At 32.5% G+C, this 15,851-nt stretch carries 16 protein-coding genes and 1 tRNA gene; 4 read left to right on the top strand and 13 right to left on the bottom strand.

Annotated elements, in window-relative coordinates; all coding sequences use genetic code 11:
- Nucleotides 1-72: 72 nt before the first annotated feature.
- A complete protein-coding gene (locus CIG1485E_RS00825) occupies nt 73-546 on the top strand; it encodes a hypothetical protein (RefSeq protein ID WP_038452665.1) in 474 nt (157 codons plus the stop codon).
- Here the strand turns inward: CIG1485E_RS00825 and CIG1485E_RS00820 are convergent.
- The 3 genes from CIG1485E_RS00820 to CIG1485E_RS00810 form a co-directional block, all read right to left on the bottom strand.
- The gene (locus CIG1485E_RS00820; RefSeq protein WP_038452663.1) at nt 543-1,847 is read right to left on the bottom strand and encodes a hemolysin family protein; all 1,305 of its coding nucleotides are present in this window, start codon (nt 1,845-1,847) and stop codon (nt 543-545) included. The two genes, CIG1485E_RS00825 and CIG1485E_RS00820, sit on opposite strands and share 4 nt — an antisense overlap.
- 125 nt (nt 1,848-1,972) lie before the next feature.
- Entirely contained in the window at nt 1,973-2,767 is a 795-nt protein-coding gene (locus tag CIG1485E_RS00815) for a M48 family metallopeptidase (protein ID WP_038455471.1), read from the bottom strand.
- Nucleotides 2,768-2,822: 55 nt separating this feature from the next.
- The gene (locus tag CIG1485E_RS00810; protein WP_038452661.1) at nt 2,823-3,794 is read right to left on the bottom strand and encodes a putative transporter; all 972 of its coding nucleotides are present in this window, start codon (nt 3,792-3,794) and stop codon (nt 2,823-2,825) included.
- Between the two features lie 211 nt (nt 3,795-4,005).
- On the opposite strand from CIG1485E_RS00810, the gene CIG1485E_RS00805 reads away from it, so the two are divergent.
- Both CIG1485E_RS00805 and CIG1485E_RS00800 read left to right on the top strand, forming a co-directional pair.
- Nucleotides 4,006-5,670, top strand: coding sequence for an anaerobic C4-dicarboxylate transporter (locus CIG1485E_RS00805; RefSeq protein WP_038452658.1), 1,665 nt, complete (start codon nt 4,006-4,008; stop codon nt 5,668-5,670).
- Between the two features lie 111 nt (nt 5,671-5,781).
- Nucleotides 5,782-6,231, top strand: a complete 450-nt coding sequence (locus tag CIG1485E_RS00800) for a DUF411 domain-containing protein (protein WP_038452656.1) — start codon at nt 5,782-5,784, stop codon at nt 6,229-6,231.
- 18 nt (nt 6,232-6,249) lie between these two features.
- Here CIG1485E_RS00800 and CIG1485E_RS00795 read toward each other — a convergent pair whose 3' ends face one another.
- The 5 genes from CIG1485E_RS00795 to moaC form a co-directional block, all read right to left on the bottom strand.
- On the bottom strand, nt 6,250-8,190 hold the full coding sequence (locus tag CIG1485E_RS00795; protein ID WP_038452654.1) for a hypothetical protein: 1,941 nt from the start codon (nt 8,188-8,190) through the stop codon (nt 6,250-6,252).
- Nucleotides 8,191-8,361: 171 nt separating this feature from the next.
- Nucleotides 8,362-9,201 carry a hypothetical protein gene (locus CIG1485E_RS09145; protein WP_051870889.1) on the bottom strand — a complete coding sequence of 280 codons (840 nt, stop codon included), beginning with the start codon at nt 9,199-9,201 and terminating at the stop codon, nt 8,362-8,364.
- A gap of 380 nt (nt 9,202-9,581) precedes the next feature.
- Entirely contained in the window at nt 9,582-10,745 is a 1,164-nt protein-coding gene (locus CIG1485E_RS00785) for a hypothetical protein (RefSeq protein ID WP_038452653.1), read from the bottom strand.
- Nucleotides 10,746-10,754: 9 nt separating this feature from the next.
- Nucleotides 10,755-11,018, bottom strand: coding sequence for an HP0495 family protein (locus tag CIG1485E_RS00780; protein ID WP_038452651.1), 264 nt, complete (start codon nt 11,016-11,018; stop codon nt 10,755-10,757).
- The gene (gene moaC, locus CIG1485E_RS00775; RefSeq protein WP_038452648.1) at nt 11,011-11,487 is read right to left on the bottom strand and encodes a cyclic pyranopterin monophosphate synthase MoaC; all 477 of its coding nucleotides are present in this window, start codon (nt 11,485-11,487) and stop codon (nt 11,011-11,013) included. The genes CIG1485E_RS00780 and moaC overlap by 8 nt, the downstream gene beginning before the upstream one ends.
- A 324-nt stretch (nt 11,488-11,811) precedes the next feature.
- Here moaC and CIG1485E_RS00770 point away from each other — a divergent pair.
- A tRNA-Ser gene (locus CIG1485E_RS00770) sits at nt 11,812-11,899 on the top strand.
- A gap of 372 nt (nt 11,900-12,271) precedes the next feature.
- Here the strand turns inward: CIG1485E_RS00770 and rffA are convergent.
- The 5 genes from rffA to CIG1485E_RS00745 are packed head-to-tail and all read right to left on the bottom strand — an operon-like array spanning nt 12,272 to nt 15,835.
- A complete protein-coding gene (gene rffA / locus CIG1485E_RS00765) occupies nt 12,272-13,399 on the bottom strand; it encodes a dTDP-4-amino-4,6-dideoxygalactose transaminase (RefSeq protein WP_038452645.1) in 1,128 nt (375 codons plus the stop codon).
- A complete protein-coding gene (locus CIG1485E_RS00760; RefSeq protein ID WP_038452643.1) occupies nt 13,399-13,755 on the bottom strand; it encodes a hypothetical protein in 357 nt (118 codons plus the stop codon). Before CIG1485E_RS00760 ends, rffA begins: the two co-directional genes overlap by 1 nt.
- Nucleotides 13,748-14,290, bottom strand: coding sequence for an acyltransferase (locus CIG1485E_RS09140; RefSeq protein WP_051870888.1), 543 nt, complete (start codon nt 14,288-14,290; stop codon nt 13,748-13,750). The genes CIG1485E_RS00760 and CIG1485E_RS09140 overlap by 8 nt, the downstream gene beginning before the upstream one ends.
- Before the next feature lie 49 nt (nt 14,291-14,339).
- Entirely contained in the window at nt 14,340-14,897 is a 558-nt protein-coding gene (locus CIG1485E_RS00750; protein ID WP_038452641.1) for an acyltransferase, read from the bottom strand.
- Nucleotides 14,897-15,835, bottom strand: a complete 939-nt coding sequence (locus CIG1485E_RS00745) for a glycosyltransferase family 2 protein (protein ID WP_038452639.1) — start codon at nt 15,833-15,835, stop codon at nt 14,897-14,899. The genes CIG1485E_RS00750 and CIG1485E_RS00745 overlap by 1 nt, the downstream gene beginning before the upstream one ends.
- Between the last annotated feature and the right edge of the window lie 16 nt (nt 15,836-15,851).

The following is a 15,851-nucleotide window of genomic DNA, read 5'->3' as shown; positions in this document are numbered from 1 at the left end:
GATTAAATTTACACTAATAAATTTATAATTTAAGGGGGAAATTAGTAAAATAAGCTAAATTTAGGAGTAAATATGAAAAGAGTTTTGGCATCAAATGAGTTTTTAGATGGATATATTTGCAATTATGAGCTATCAAATTTGGCAAATATAAGCTCAAATGCCTACAAATTCTGGAAAAACGAGATACACGCTACCTATGAAAACTCAAGAACTGTCTTCTTATATAAAAAATCAATTCCCCAAAAATACCAACATCTTATAAATTTATGCCTAAATTTAGATGGATTTGTACTTTCTAGTGCATTTTGCTCTTTGACTGGACTGTCCAGCTCGCATCTTGTCAAATCAAACAGATCAAATTTGTATAAAAAACTAGAAATAATCTCTATAGGTAGGTTGAAATTTGTAAATCTAAAGAAGTTGTATGATGATCTAAATTTAAAGTATGATTCACATATTTATATAGAAAAGTGTAAATACTTTTCGCCACCGCCGCTAGAAAAGCGTATCAAGCTAACTGATACGCTCTGTCTTGGGTATTATTAGTCGTTTTCTTCTTGACTTAGCTCATCTTTAAGAGTGGCTTTTACTGTATTTATGCTTGCTCCGTCCATTTTGACGACTTCATAAGTGCAGTTGTCATCTTCTATCTTATCACCGACCTTTGGCAGACGCTCAAATAAGTTAAACACATATCCGCCGATCGTAAGCTGCTCGGTTTCTTCATCAAATGTTATTCCCATAAGCTCTTCGACGCCCTCGATCTCATATCTGCCATTAAACTCATAAGATGAAGCGGACAATTTTTTGTAATTTTGGTTTTTATCATCGTGTTCGTCGTTTATATCGCCAACTATCTCTTCAATGATATCTTCCATAGTAAGAAGTCCAGCAGTGCCACCATACTCATCTACAACAAGTGCAGCTGAAATTCTATCTTTATTCATCATAACTAAGATTTTAGAAATCGAGCTGTTTTCTGGAACTATGATAAATTTGCGAACTATTTTGTCTAAATTTGTATCAGCGCCACTCAAATCGTTTTGCAAAATATCCCTTATATGGATCATTCCAAGGACTATATCTTTGCTTCCATCGATGTATGGGAAGCGAGTAAATTTACTCTCGCCTATGACTTTCATATTTTCTTCAAGCGTTTTTTGCTTATTTAGACAAATCATATCTTTGCGTGGGGTCATGATTTCTTTTGCGACTGTATCGCTAAAATCAACTGCATTTTTGATGATTTCGCTTTCCATACTATCTAAAACGCCGCCTTTTAAACTCTCTCCGACGATTATTTTGATCTCCTCTTCTGAGTGAGCAAGATCGCTATCTTTGGCTGGTTTTACGCCTATGATTTTTAACATTAAAGCTGCAATAAAATCAAATGTTTTGATAACTGGGAAAAATATAAGCCAGAAAAAATGCAACGGTCTAGCTATGAAAAGCACTGCTTTTTCTGCTTTTGCTATCGCAACTGATTTTGGCACAAGCTCACCTAAAACAACGTGTAAAAGAGTAATAAGAGTAAATGCTATGATAAATGACACTGTATGAATAGCCACGCCCTCGATACCAAAATATTTGTTTAGTGGTGTTTCTATGACGTTTGCCACTGCTGGTTCGCCAATCCAACCAAGAGCAAGAGAGCTAAGAGTGATACCAAGCTGAGTGGCACTTAGATAAGTGTCGAGAGAATTTGACATCTTGTAAGCAAGTTTTGCATTTGGGACTTTGTCCTTGACAAGCTCTTCAAGACGCGATTTTCTAACTTTAACAATTGAAAATTCTGATAAAACAAAAAAGCCATTTAGCAGTATAAAAACGGCAGCAAGTATGATCATAACAACGGGTTCCGTGTCCAATTAATATCCTTAATAAAAAAATTTCTGACTATTATAGCAAAAATTTTGAAATAAATTATCTGTTTTTCACGCTTTAAACTACACACCACTAAAATTTACTTACATTATTTATATAGCGGCTCTACTTTTTTAGATAAATTTTGTAAATTTTCTATGCGAGACTGGTTTGATGGGTGAGTAGAAAGCATCTCAAGTGGAGCCGATGAGTTTAGCTTTGACATTTTTTTCCACACATTTACAGCGGCTTTTGGATCAAATCCAGCTCTTGCCATAAGCTCCAAGCCCATGGTGTCTGCTTCTGTTTCGTTTGACCTTGAAAATGGCAGAGTTAGCGTGTATTTTGAAGCAAGATCTGCTAGGCTTTGTGCGTTTTCATCTAAGCCTAAAAGTTTGCCGCCAAGCCCAATGGCTAGATTTTTTGCCATATCTACGCTTGCTTTTTCCCTGCTATGCTCTCTTAGGGCGTGAGAGATTTCATGAGCCACAATGGCTGCTAATTCATCATCGTTTAAATTTAAACTCTTAATAATCCCGCTATAAACGACTATTTTCCCGCCAGGCATACACCAAGCATTTATCGTCTCTTCATCTATGACATTGACTTGCCAGTCCCAGTTTAACGCATCTTTTCTAAACACCCCTACTTCTTTTATAAGGCGTAAGCTTATGGCTTTTACTCTTTTGGTTTGGGCTGCGTCTACATTAAGGGTTTTGGTGCTTTTTGCTTTGGAGATTGTTTGAGCGTAAGCTAAGTTTGCACTCTCATCCATCTGGGCACTGCTGACTAAAAATAGCTGTTTTCTATCGTCTACGACTGCTGTTTGGTTTGTTGAACTAGAAATACAACCAACAAGTAAAGACGCTAAAACCATAGAAAATATGATAAATTTAACTTTCATGAAAACTCTTTTAATAAATTTTTGTAATTTTACATCAAATTTAGTAACAAATCTATTATTGCTCGCCAAATTTAATATTTGCTTCAAATTCGCTCAAACGCTTATGAATGCTCCTAAGCTCAGTTATCGTCGTCCAGTTATCGATAAAGACGCTAAAACTGCTTCTTACTTGATCAAATGCGTTGCTTACTTGCACCAAAATCCCAAGCGTGATAAGCCCAGTAAATAGCCCTGAGCCCATTATCATATACGGTACAATTACCATAAACTGCGAAAATGAAATAAGCCAAATATTAAAATATCCATAATGCAAAAATAGCCTGTAAAAGTTAAATTTAACCCCAGTAAATAGGCTAATTATGCTTTCATTAGTCGCATAACGCACCTTGTCATCTTCAGCGTAAACCAACTCTTTTCTAAAAGCAGCTTCGCTTTTTTGTATGTTATACTCAAGTTTTGGCAGTTTTATACCCACAAACCAAGATATGATAAGCCCACCTATACTCACAGCTAATGCGATCCACACAAGAGAGCCTGGAATGTCTTTGATATAAGCAAGCTCAACTCCGCTACTAAGCGCCCACAAAACAGGAATGAAGGCTATTAAAGTCATCATTGCTCTTAAAATTTGAAGCCCCAAAGTCTCAGTAATCTTCGCAAATCTATAAATATCTTCTTGCATACGTTGGCTTGAGCCTTCTATATCTTTTTCGCACTTTCTCCAAATATCAACGTAAGCAAAAGTCATAGCCTCACGCCACCGAAAAACCCAGTGACTTGCAAAAAACGTCGTAAGTGTAGCAATGATGACATAAGGCATCGCTATTAATAAAAATTGCCAAATCCCAGCCCAAAACTCATCTACGCTGTGGTCTTTGACGTTTTGTAAAATATCATAAAAATTCTTATACCAATCATTTATAGCGACATTCAAGCGAGTCTGAAGCACCAAAGAAACAACAATAACAAAAAGTCCACCATAAGCCCAAACCGCCCATTTTTTGTCTTTAAAAAACGATGAAAACATCTATGACCTTTTTAATTTTAAGTGGTGATTATAACACAATTTAGCAAATTTAACATTTTCTTAATTTTACATAAAATTATTTTTATTTTATATATTGAAATATAATTTAAAGTATAAAATTAGTTTATATAATAAAAATTAAATAAGGTAAATATAAAGTTTATAGTGCTACAATTCGCCAAACAATTTCAAAAAGAAAGGATGGACATTTATGGATTTTCTAATGAATCTAAACGAAGGTACTCAGTTTTTAATTCAACTTCTTGTAGTACTTATCTGTCTATTTTATGGCGCAAAAAAAGGCGGTATCGCACTAGGATTACTTGGCGGTATTGGTCTTATAGTTTTGGTTTTTGCCTTTGGCGTACAACCTGGCAAACCTGCAATAGCTGTTATGCTAACAATCCTTGCAGTCGTTGTCGCAAGTGCAACACTTCAAGCAAGTGGTGGTCTTGATGTTATGCTTCAAATCGCTGAAAAAGTATTGCGTAAAAACCCAAAATACATCAGCATACTAGCTCCATTTGTGACTTCTACGCTAACTATACTTTGCGGTACTGGTCACGTTGTTTATACAATGCTTCCTATCGTTTATGATATAGCTATCAAAAACGGAATCCGCCCAGAGCGTCCTATGGCAGCAAGCTCAATCGCATCTCAAATGGGTATCATCGCAAGCCCTGTTTCAGTCGCGGTTGTCACATTAACAGCATTCCTTATCAACGCTGATAGCCATTTGGCTGGATTTGATGGATATTTAGACTTGCTTAAAATCACAATCCCTTCAACATATTTTGGTGTTTTATGTGTAGGAATATTTTCTTGGTTTAGAGGTAAAGATCTAGACAAAGATCCTGAGTTCCAAGCAAAAATCCAAGATCCAGAACAAAAAAAATATGTATACGGCGACGGCACAACTTTACTTGGTAAAAAACTTCCAAGTAGTAGCTGGCTTGCAATGTGGATATTTTTAGGTACTATAGCTTTAGTTGCAACTTTGGGATATTTCAAAGATCTAAGACCAAGCTGGAATACAACAAAACCTGCTACAGTCGTTCAAGTGGTTTCTGATGGTCAAGTTGTAGATAAAATCAACATCAAAAATGCTACTTTAGACGTTAAATTTGTGGACGGGCTAAACCAAACATTTAAAGATGGCAAACTTAAAAAAGATGATAAAGCTATCTCTACTTTATCTATAAATGAAAACAACGCTACTACAACTCTTAGCGCAGTAGATGGCAAAGTAACAGTAGCAAAAGCAAACGCAGAAGTAAAAGAATTTACAAATGCTAAAATCGTTGTAGCAGATAAAGTCCCAAGCACAAAAACTCTAAGCATGGTCGATACTATCCAAATTTTCATGCTTTTAGCAGGTGCTATAATCCTTATCTTTACAAACACAAATGCTTCAAATATCGCTAAAAATGAGATTTTCCGTTCTGGTATGATAGCTTTGGTTGCAGTTTTTGGTATCTCATGGATGGCAGAAACTATGTTTGGTGTGCATACTCCGATGATAAAAGAGTTGCTAGGTGGTGTTGTCACTGAGTATCCTTGGACATACGCACTTATGCTACTTCTTGTGTCTAAATTCGTTAACTCACAAGCAGCAGCTTTGGTCGCATTCGTTCCATTAGCTCTTGGTATTGGCGTTAGCCCAGCTATCATCTTAGCATTTGCTCCAGCTTGCTATGGATATTATATACTCCCAACATATCCAAGCGACCTTGCAGCGATCCAATTTGACCGCTCTGGTACAACAAAAATCGGTAAATACGTTATAAATCACAGCTTTATCATCCCAGGTCTTACAGGTGTAATCACATCTTGTATATTTGGATATATTCTTGCTTCACTATACGGTTACCTATAGTAGATATTTGGTTTGAGTCTTTTGGCTCAAACCAACACTTCTTTTACTCAAATTCACTTTAAATTTAATCTTTTACTTTACAATTTGATATTTTATTTATAAAGGGTTTTTATGAAAATAATATCATTACTTAGCGCGGCAGCTATTTTTAGCACTATGGCTTTTGCTTCAAATATCGAAGTTTACAAATCTCCAGAGTGTGGATGCTGTGGCAATTGGTCAAAGGTCATGAAAAGCGAAGGCTTCAATGTCGTAGAGTACAAAACAAATGAAATAATGGACGTAAAACGTGGTGCAAAGGTTCCTGGTGAGCTATCTAGCTGCCATACTGGCTTGATAGATGGATACGTCATAGAAGGTCACGTTCCAGCAGATGAAGTAAAAAGACTACTATCCCAAAAACCAAAAGACATCATCGGTATCAGCACTCCAGCAATGCCTCTTGGAAGTCCTGGAATGGAGCAAGATGGTATAGAAGACACATACGATGTGATTGCGTTTTATAAAGATGGTAGTCAAAAAGTATGGGCTACTTACAAAGGCGCAAAGAAAATCAAATAATCCAAAAATCCACTAACCCTACGCCCAAACCCTAAGAGGTTTGGGATAAAATCTAACTTTATCATTTATCAAATTTAATTCATTGTTTTGTCTGTTTAATTTATCATCTTCTTTATTTAATCCACTATTTTCTTTTGTATCTTGATTTTGATCTATCTTAGTGTAAATTTGATCTACTATTATGCTTTTACCATCATTTGTATGAAGTGCAAATTTACCATTTAATAGTTTATTTATTATCTTTACTCCAAGCTCTTTTAAAGATTTTGTTTGTACTTCGCCTGTAAGCTTATCTTTTATATTTGCCATACTTACACTTAAATCTAAGCTTTGATTTAATTCATCTTCACTCATAAAATCAGCGTTTATATTTAGCTCAATATCAAATGCTTTGCCACTATCTTTATATAGCTTATCTACATTTATCTCTCTTCCACTATTAAATCTAAGAGTAAATGTTCCATTTTTGTTTATTCTTATAGCACTTAGTGCGTCTGTGTCTTTTAGCATATTAGCTGCTAAACTTCTATCACTCTCAAAGCTATTTTTGACTTTTTCTAGGTTTGCTAGGGTAAATTTAAGGCCAGTTAGATTGGTGAATTCTTTTTCTAAATTTAGCATTAGAGTTGATTTAAGGCTAGGATTTTTTATAATATCCACAAACTCAGCTAAAATCTCACTACTAGCACTCTGTTTATAACTATCAAAAAATCCATTTAATGCATTAATCTCAGCCATATAATCTTCATATAAAGAGTTAAATTTAGAGTATTGGTTATATGAGCCTACTTTATCATTTGAGTAATTAAGCTCTTCTAATTTATAATTGCCATTAAATCCTTTTTTGGCATAAGCCAGATTTGCTAATCCTTGTAAGTCTGAAGCATCTATCCAGCCATCTTTATCAGCTAGTTTAGAAAGCTCTTTTATATCATTGTTATTCATACTCTCATATCTAATTTCAGCTTTAAAGTTAGAATAGGGATTATATGAGTTTATCATATCAAATTGTTGTTTATATGTCTTTTCATCCCAGCCATTGCCACTTACATCTTTTTTCCATTTATTTAAGGCATTACTTTTACTATCTATAAAATCTTTTAGATTTATACTATCAACTACTTCACTAAGCTTCTTTATTATCTCATTTCCATTCTCATCATAAGCCCTAACTTTTAGTTTATCAAAGTAATCATCATTTTTATCTACAAACCCATTGCCATCACTATCAAATCTAAATAGCTGTGAATTTGAGTTAAAGCTTCCAACGCCTAATTTATCATTATCCCCAGCTAAATCTAAAAATAATTCAGCTTTACCAAATTTGGTGTTGATTAAATTTGAGTTTGCATAGGAGTTAAGGTAGTAGGAATTTGGGATTGCTTGGTTTGGGTTTGAGTAGTTTTTAATCTCATAATGCTCAGCATCTGGAGTGAATTTATTTGCGTAGCTGTGGTTTCTGCCAGCACCAAAAAAATACCATACATCATAGTTTGGGTCAAGCTTTTTATCAAGCATAAAAGATGTCTGCTCTATTATCATATCATCGATCATTTTTTGCATAAAATATTTATCATCTTTTACTACGATTTTTTCATCTGTTGTATCATTTTTGTTAAGAAGAAACATTTTATCAACTAAACTAAGCTTTGAGATAAAATTTGTATCAGTATCTTTAGTGATAACATAATGCGCGTGACTGCCTTCATAATACAATAAATCTTTATTGTCTGAGTATATGACATAATCTTTATATTTTTTGTATGTTATAGGCTCATTATTTTTTATAGCAATATAATTTTCGCTTTCATTTTCGCTAATTTTATTAAAATTCCTATCAGTCCCATAGATTTCGGCTCTTTTTTTGGATATATCTTCGTTTTGTTTTGCAATGTCTGCATATTCATCAAATTTAAATTTAGCTAAGTCTAAGTTTACTTGAAAAGACTTTATATCCATAGGTTTTCCTTTTTAATAAATAGGCTGGGTGCAACCAACCTAAAATATATTAGTATTCTCTTACATCAGCGATAATATAATTATCTGAGATATAAACTCTAAGTTGATTGGCGGCAAAATTGTTTTGTCCTAAATATAAATCACCATACACTTTATTGATAAAATTTGCATTTATGACAAGACTTGTATTTGGTTGAAAACCGTATTATTACTAATATCTGTTTTATTCATATCTGCAAACATATCGGTTAAGGCATTCCAAAAGAAATTGGATATAAAATGACTATTCTTTTTTTGATTATAAAATTCTACAGTTTCTAGCATTTTGCTTCCGAAATCAATTTTTATGCAACCAGAATTTCTTTCGTTAATATTGGTAAGATTTGGTCCAGATTGGCAAGATGTTTTATTGTTTCTAGCTACTCTATGCTCATCTATATCAGCTGGTATAGAAAATCCTTGATGACTTCCACTTGCCCTTGAGCTAGTTCCATCAAGTGTAGTCCAGCCTACTTCATAGTCTATTCCTCTATTGTTTGCTTGAAAATAAACTCTAGTATTTAATGGTATAGCTTGTGGTGTCCATACACTTTGAGTACCACCAGTTACTAAGGTAAATTTAACTCCAAGTCTGCCATCAGCACCAACTAAGACTTTAAAATGAGATTTGCCTCCCATAAAGCTTTGAGATTGCCCAGCGTTGCCCCGCAGTGTATTCTTTCTATCCATTAAAACAAATTCATCGTCTGTTGCTGGATACTGATTAAAAATAAACCAACCACCTATACTATTTAGTGCGTATTCAACTTGAGAGTAGTAGTCTTCATAATTACATATAGCAGATTGTGTTCCGCTATAATCACAATGATAATTTTCGCCTTGAGATAAATTTACGAATAGATCGCTTCTAGGATTTATAGGATCATTTTGAACTTTATTGTAAGCCAAATAAAATAAAAACTGTCCGCCACTTGAAACACTTGTAAGCTCATCTAAGTTTTCATCAAACACAAACTGACTTATAGGAAGTGGAGTATAAGAACGAACTTGTAGGTTTTGCTTAGATTTTAAGCCTTGTTTTTGAGTGAGACTTTTACTCGCAACTTCTTTTGGATTTTTTACTTTTTCAAAAGTAAAATTGTTGCTACTAAATAGAGTAGAAACTAAAAAGATAACTCCTAAAACAAATTTTTTTATAGTATCCCTTTATGGTATATTTGTAAATCGGTAATAATAAAAATAAATTTATATATCACAAATTTAACACTTGTTATATTAATATATTTTAGTTTATTTTAGAGTGGGATTATTATATTTGAATTTCATTTTAAGGATAAATTTATATTAGAATGGCGATATTCCTACCACCATTCAAAAACTAAAGTATAAATTTAGCTCTTTTTTGTATTATCGATGAGATTTTTAGCAGCTTCATAAACTCTATCGCCAAGCTTTTTAGCTTGTTCTTTGGCGTTTTCAAACGTCTGTGAGTTTTTCATTTGGGCTAGTTTTTCACCAGCTTTTTTCTCTAGTTCTACTATCTCTTTTTTGAGATTTACTATCTTTTCGTCTAAATTCACATCGCCAAATTTAAAGCTTTTTTGGCTTAGTTCTTCTATTTTTTCAAAGATTTGAGCCCTTGCTTCAGCCGAAATCCTCTTTAGCTTCGCCGAATATGAGTCGTATTCATCGCCTACTATTTCTAAGATAATCTCAGAAGCCGGCTCTGCGTTTTGGTTGGCTATACTCTTCAAGATACCGACAAAATCATCTTCTATCTTAGTTAGCTCTTTTATGCTAAGGCTTAGATTTTCGCATATCTCATCTGGGGCAAATTTAAGCTCATCTTTGTATTTTTCTATAGCCTTTGTGATGCCGTCATTGCTGCCATTTATCGCTCCACGCACTATTTCTTTAGCATAAATTTTACTCTCATTTGCCAGATTTGCAGCAGTTTCTACGACCACCAAAGCTATATCCATAAAGCGACTCTTTGTAAGCTCGCCCTCATTTATAGCTAGATAAACTATGTTTTTTGCTATCTCTTTGATCGTATCTTCTACATCATTTCCCATTTCTATAGTGGTTAAAAACGCTGATTCTGTTGTTTCTTTGAGAATTCCAAGCATCTCAAGATCATCTAAAAGCTTATCTTTTAGGACTTTTGATAGATCTTCTTTATTCTCAAAGTTGCTAGAACAAATATACTCTTCAAGCACCTTGCAGTTTAGCATCATAAGAGATTTGATTTGATCTTTTTGAGATGAGATTTGCTTTTTGAGCCTATCCCTTTCGTACATTATTTTGTATAAATACTGCTCAGCGTCATAAGTAATGGCTTTGTTAAATGACTCGCTAAGCGCACTTATAGCATTGCTAGTTAGTTTGCCATTTTGCGATAAACAAACACAAATTTCATCAAAATAATCTTTGGATAAATTTATCTTTTCATCGTCGCTTACGCCACCAAGTTTTTCTTTTAGACGTTTAAAACTCTCTTCTTTTAGGAGTTTTATAAACTCATCTTCGCTCAAATTTTCGTTAAATATATTCATAAATCGCTCCTATAATACAAATTTACATTTTGTTCTAAGCAAGCTAAAAAGCTCCAAACGCTCTTCATCGCTATTTACCAAAACAGCTAGATTAAAGCTTTTAAATTTACCATTTTGGCTATTTTTTGAGAAATTTAGCTTGTGTTTTCTATCGCCGACGCAGTTTTGGACTAGCACTTTTTCATCAGTATCTTTATCTATTATTATTTTGTATTCCCAAAAATTTGGATATGAAATATCTGGTTTTTTGTTGAAATCGCAAACGTTAGGCATCTTTTCTCCTATAATCCCCGCTTTTCCCACCACTTTTGCTCTCAAGAGCGATGTTTGAGATCTGCATTGATTTGTCTATGGCTTTTATCATATCATATATGGTTAGAAGTCCCGCGCTTACGCTTGTTAAGGCTTCCATCTCGACTCCAGTTTTGCCATCAGTAATGACTGTAGCAATGATCTTAAATCCTGGCAAATTTGGTAGATCTTCCACGTCAATATTTACTGAAGTTATCGGCAAAGGATGACACATCGGGATTAAGTCGCTTGTTTTTTTAGCGCCCATAACTGCTGCGATTACTGCTGTTTGAAGTACTGGGCCTTTTTTGCCGGTGTTTGATTTGATAGCGTCGTAAGCTTGACCACTCATTTTTATCTCGCCACTTGCTACAGCAATTCTTCTTGTTATATTTTTGTCTCCGACATCGACCATTCTAGGGAGATTTTGTTCGTTTAAATGTGTTAGCATGATTATCCTTTTTTATAATTATAGCAGAAGTAAGATAAAAAATGCATCCCCAAAAGGAGATGCACAGTAAATACAAAAAGGAGTTTCTTTGTTTGACTTTGTGAGTTTACTACCTTTTAATAAATTGGCATTTAATCGTGAGTTAATAGATAATTATTAGTATTTTAAATTATAATTTTCATATTATATTAATTTGATGTTAAAAAATATGGAATATAATTCTAATTCCTAAACAAATAACCTCCTTTTTGTAAGCGCTCACCTTATTTGGTGGGCGATTCTTTTTCAAATTTAAGCCTAAATTTTATATAATATCATTTTTATGGGCAGATGTCCGAGTGGTTGAAGGAGCACGCCTGGAACGCGTGTAAGGTGCAAGCCTTCGAGGGTTCAAATCCCTCTCTGTCCGCCATTATTATCAAGTTAAAAATCATGGCACAAAAATAAAGATAAATAAAAAATTAGTTAAAGCTATTCTTACATTTGGCAGTAGAGCTAGGAAATAAAAAATTATGAAAATACAACCATTTTAAGGTATCTAGTACATCAAATATAACCAAAATTACTTATTGTAAAACTATGTAAATTACCAAGAAAGTAACGAAAATACTATATTATTTAATATTTTCCAACCATTAACTTAAACGCAAATCTTTAACAAACAAGTACAAAAAATTATTATTTTCTAAAAAACTGAGAGTGTAAATTTAACTGTGTAAATCCTTTTTAAAACCTAAATAGGTTAAAATTTATAAAAAGGATTTACACAGTTAAATTTACACTCTCAAAAAAACTCGCTAATCACTCCTAAAATTTTATTTATATCTACATCATCTAACCTATAATACATAGGCAATCTAATCAATCTTTCGCTTTCTCTAGTAGTATATGTTTCTATTCCACTAAATCTACCAAATTTTAATCCAGCCACCGAGGTATGTAGTGGAATATAATGAAATACTGCATTTATTCCGTTATTTTTTAAATAATCTATTAAAACAGTTCTTTCTTCTAAGTTTTTTACCTTCAAATAAAACATATGAGCATTTTGAACGCATTCATTTGGAATTTTCGGAAGTTCTACTAAACCTTTATCCTCTAAAGCCTTTAATCCATCATAATACTTTTGCCATGCAGTTAATCTATCTTGGTTTATCTCATCAGCTTTTTCTAAATTTCCCCAAAGATATGCGGCGCTTATATCATTTAAAAGATAACTACTTCCTATATCCACCCAAGAGTATTTATCTACCATTCCTCGAAAAAATTGGCTTCTGTTCGTTCCTTTTTCTCTTATTATTTCTGCTCTTTGGATAAATCTATCATCATTTACCAAAAGAAGTCCGCCCTCACCCGCACTTGTATAGTTCTTTGTTTCATGAAAGCTATAAGCTCCTAAATGTCCTATAGTACCAAGTGCCTTTCCTTTATAGCTACTCATCATGCCTTGTGCCGCATCTTCAACCACAAAAAGATTATATTTTTTTGCTATTTTCATAATGGTATCCATTTCGCAAGAAACTCCGGCATAATGGACTGGTACTATAGCTTTTGTTTTACTAGTTATGGCTTCTTCTATTTTATTTTCATCGATATTCATAGTATCAGGACGAATATCAACAAAAATTATCTTAGCGCCACGAAAAACAAATGCATCTGCTGTACTAACAAATGTGAATGATGGCATTATAACCTCATCACCTTCTTTTATGTCAAGCAAAATCGCTGCCATTTCAAGAGCATGGGTGCAAGAAGGTGTTAAAAGTACTTTTTTACATTTTAATCTTTCTTCAAGCAATTTGTGACATCTCTTTGTGAATTCTCCATCACCTGAAATCTTATCACTTTTCATAGATTCTAAAACATATTTTTCTTCATTGCCAGTGTAAGGCGGCTTATTAAATGGTATCACTATTTTCCAACTCCTAACAGATAAATTCCTATTAAAATTAATATAATTCCCATATATCCAGATAAAGCTAGTTCATCTTTAAAAAATACATGACCAACAGCCAATGTAACTAAAAAATTTATACCAGTTAAAATAGGTATAACAAAAGAAAACTTATCTACAGATAATGCTTTTATTGAAAAAAACATGGAAATAAAAATTAAAAATATTGCTAAAAATATTTTTAAATCAAACAAAAAATATATGAAATCTTTAAAATTACCAATAGTTTTTTCTAATAATTTATTTTTTATTAATGCTGCTCCAAAAACATTAAAAAACGCATATAAAAGCGAAAAAAATAAAATTTTACCCATAAAGTACCCTTTGTTTTCTAACCCTTGCCGGAATTCCGGATACTATGCTATATGGTTCAACATCTTTTGTAACAATACTATTTGCAGATATTATACTATATTCTCCAATAGTGACACCCTGTAAAACTATACTGTTTGCACCTATCCAAACATGCTCTTTTATAATTATATCTCCCGATGTATCTGGCAAATCTAAATATTTATAATCATGACCTGCACTATAAATTTTTACATTTGGGGAAAATATAACATGATCTTTAATGTCTATAATTGATCCACCATTATCAGCTGATGTATAAAACTCACAACCCCTATTTATGCTAACAAAATTACCTATTTGTATTTTATTCATATATCTAAAAAATGTTTTGTAATCAATTATTACACTTTGACCATACTTTTTGAAACTAAATTTAAAAAATATATCTCTTATAAAAAACGGCATCATATCCATAATAAAAAACATAATATGTAAAAAATATGAATAACATAGGAATGCTTGTTTAAAAAAATACTTTTTAATAAATAAAACCATTTTGACCCTTAAAAAAATTTTATAAATCTCATGCTATTTTACTCATAGCTCAACCAATTTCCAAATATATTTTTTCTAAGTTTAATAGATCTTTTTTTCTATCCTTAAATCTTCTTGCGGGACTCCCAAAATAAATACCCCAAGGTTTAGTAGATTTTAATACTAATGACATTGCTCCAACAGAAGTACCCTCTTCTAGAATTACCCCAGGCATAATAATAGAGCCAGCCCCAACAATAGTATGCTTTTTTAATATAACTTCTTTAAAAATTTCTTCTTTGTATTTTTTGGGAATGGTTGAATTGCACATTGTTTTACCACTATAATCATCAGATTGTGTAAATATCTTAACACCATAAGCAATAGTTACAAAATCTTCAAATATTATTCCTTTTATTCCGCCTGCAACCAAACAAGTTGGTGTTATATGAACATTTTTGCATATTCTTATTTTTCCAGAAATAACACAAAAATCATCTATTCTTGAATTATCTCCTATTTCTATTTGATCGGGATTATAAATAGACGCCTTATCGCTGATTTTTACATTTTTACCAATATATTTAAAACCTATATCATTTAATTGGCTATCTGTATAATATCCCATTAATTTTTATCTTCAAAAGTTGTTTCGCTGACTACATATATTGGCCTATTTTTTGTTTCATCAAATATTTTACCTATATACAATCCTAAAAATCCCATATTTGCAAATATTAGTCCACTTATAAAATAAAGAGAAACCATCATACTTGTCCATCCTTCTACCGGTACAGAAAATATAAAATAACCCACAAATAACCATACGGCATACAAAAAAGAAGAAAATGAAATGATAAATCCAAATTTAATAGATAGTCTAAGTGGTTTATTCGACTGAGCTACTATACTATCTATTGCAAGATCCATAAGCTTTTTAAAAGTATAAGAACTTTTACCTTCTTTTCTTTTTGAGTGCTTAATATCAATATTTATTTTTTTAAATCCTAGCCAATTAATAAATAAATAATAAGACCTATTTTGTTCTTTAAGCTTTTTAAATTCTTTAACTACTTTTTGATTTAAAATACTAAAATTTGCTATAGTATTATCGGTTTTGCTATCTGTAAAATAATCATAAATCTTATAAAAAATTTTCGAGCTTAATTTTTTAAAAAAGCCGTCTTGTCTTTTAGCTCTTCTTCCAAAAACAATATCATAACCCTCTAAAGCTTTATTGTATAGCTTTATAATTTCTTCTGGCTGATCTTGTAAATCGCAGTCCATGACTACCACCCAATAGCCTTGTGCATAATTAAGCCCAGCCGTTATTGCTTTATGCTGACCAAAATTTCGAGATAAGTTTATTCCCTTTACTCTACTATCCTTTTTAGCCAAATATTTTATTACCTCCCACGCATTATCTGGGCTCGCATCATTAATCATAATTATTTCAAAATTATTTGTAATCGTTGATAAGGTCTTATTTAATCTTTCATATAAATCGTACAAACTTTTGCAACATCCATATACAGGAGTTACTATTGAAATATGTGGATTTTGCACTCTATACCTTCTAAAA

Origin of the sequence: Campylobacter iguaniorum (genome assembly GCF_000736415.1) — a bacterium.
In the GTDB taxonomy this organism is placed as follows: Bacteria; Campylobacterota; Campylobacteria; order Campylobacterales; family Campylobacteraceae; genus Campylobacter; species Campylobacter iguaniorum.
Note: the sequence above shows the minus strand (reverse complement) of the source record. Positions and strands in the feature narration are given on the sequence as shown.

What these genes read in the sequence shown, in the direction of transcription:
- CIG1485E_RS00750 (WP_038452641.1), bottom strand. Translation starts at nt 14,897, where the DNA reads ATGGGATATTATACAGATAGCCAATTAAATGATATAGGTTTTAAATAT.
- CIG1485E_RS00815 (WP_038455471.1), bottom strand. Translation starts at nt 2,767, where the DNA reads ATGAAAGTTAAATTTATCATATTTTCTATGGTTTTAGCGTCTTTACTT.
- CIG1485E_RS00820 (WP_038452663.1), bottom strand. Translation starts at nt 1,847, where the DNA reads ATGATCATACTTGCTGCCGTTTTTATACTGCTAAATGGCTTTTTTGTT.
- CIG1485E_RS00825 (WP_038452665.1), top strand. Translation starts at nt 73, where the DNA reads ATGAAAAGAGTTTTGGCATCAAATGAGTTTTTAGATGGATATATTTGC.
- CIG1485E_RS00785 (WP_038452653.1), bottom strand. Translation starts at nt 10,745, where the DNA reads ATGAATATATTTAACGAAAATTTGAGCGAAGATGAGTTTATAAAACTC.
- CIG1485E_RS00805 (WP_038452658.1), top strand. Translation starts at nt 4,006, where the DNA reads ATGGATTTTCTAATGAATCTAAACGAAGGTACTCAGTTTTTAATTCAA.
- CIG1485E_RS00780 (WP_038452651.1), bottom strand. Translation starts at nt 11,018, where the DNA reads ATGCCTAACGTTTGCGATTTCAACAAAAAACCAGATATTTCATATCCA.
- CIG1485E_RS00800 (WP_038452656.1), top strand. Translation starts at nt 5,782, where the DNA reads ATGAAAATAATATCATTACTTAGCGCGGCAGCTATTTTTAGCACTATG.
- CIG1485E_RS00810 (WP_038452661.1), bottom strand. Translation starts at nt 3,794, where the DNA reads ATGTTTTCATCGTTTTTTAAAGACAAAAAATGGGCGGTTTGGGCTTAT.
- CIG1485E_RS00760 (WP_038452643.1), bottom strand. Translation starts at nt 13,755, where the DNA reads ATGGGTAAAATTTTATTTTTTTCGCTTTTATATGCGTTTTTTAATGTT.
- moaC (WP_038452648.1), bottom strand. Translation starts at nt 11,487, where the DNA reads ATGCTAACACATTTAAACGAACAAAATCTCCCTAGAATGGTCGATGTC.
- CIG1485E_RS09140 (WP_051870888.1), bottom strand. Translation starts at nt 14,290, where the DNA reads ATGGTTTTATTTATTAAAAAGTATTTTTTTAAACAAGCATTCCTATGT.
- CIG1485E_RS00795 (WP_038452654.1), bottom strand. Translation starts at nt 8,190, where the DNA reads ATGGATATAAAGTCTTTTCAAGTAAACTTAGACTTAGCTAAATTTAAA.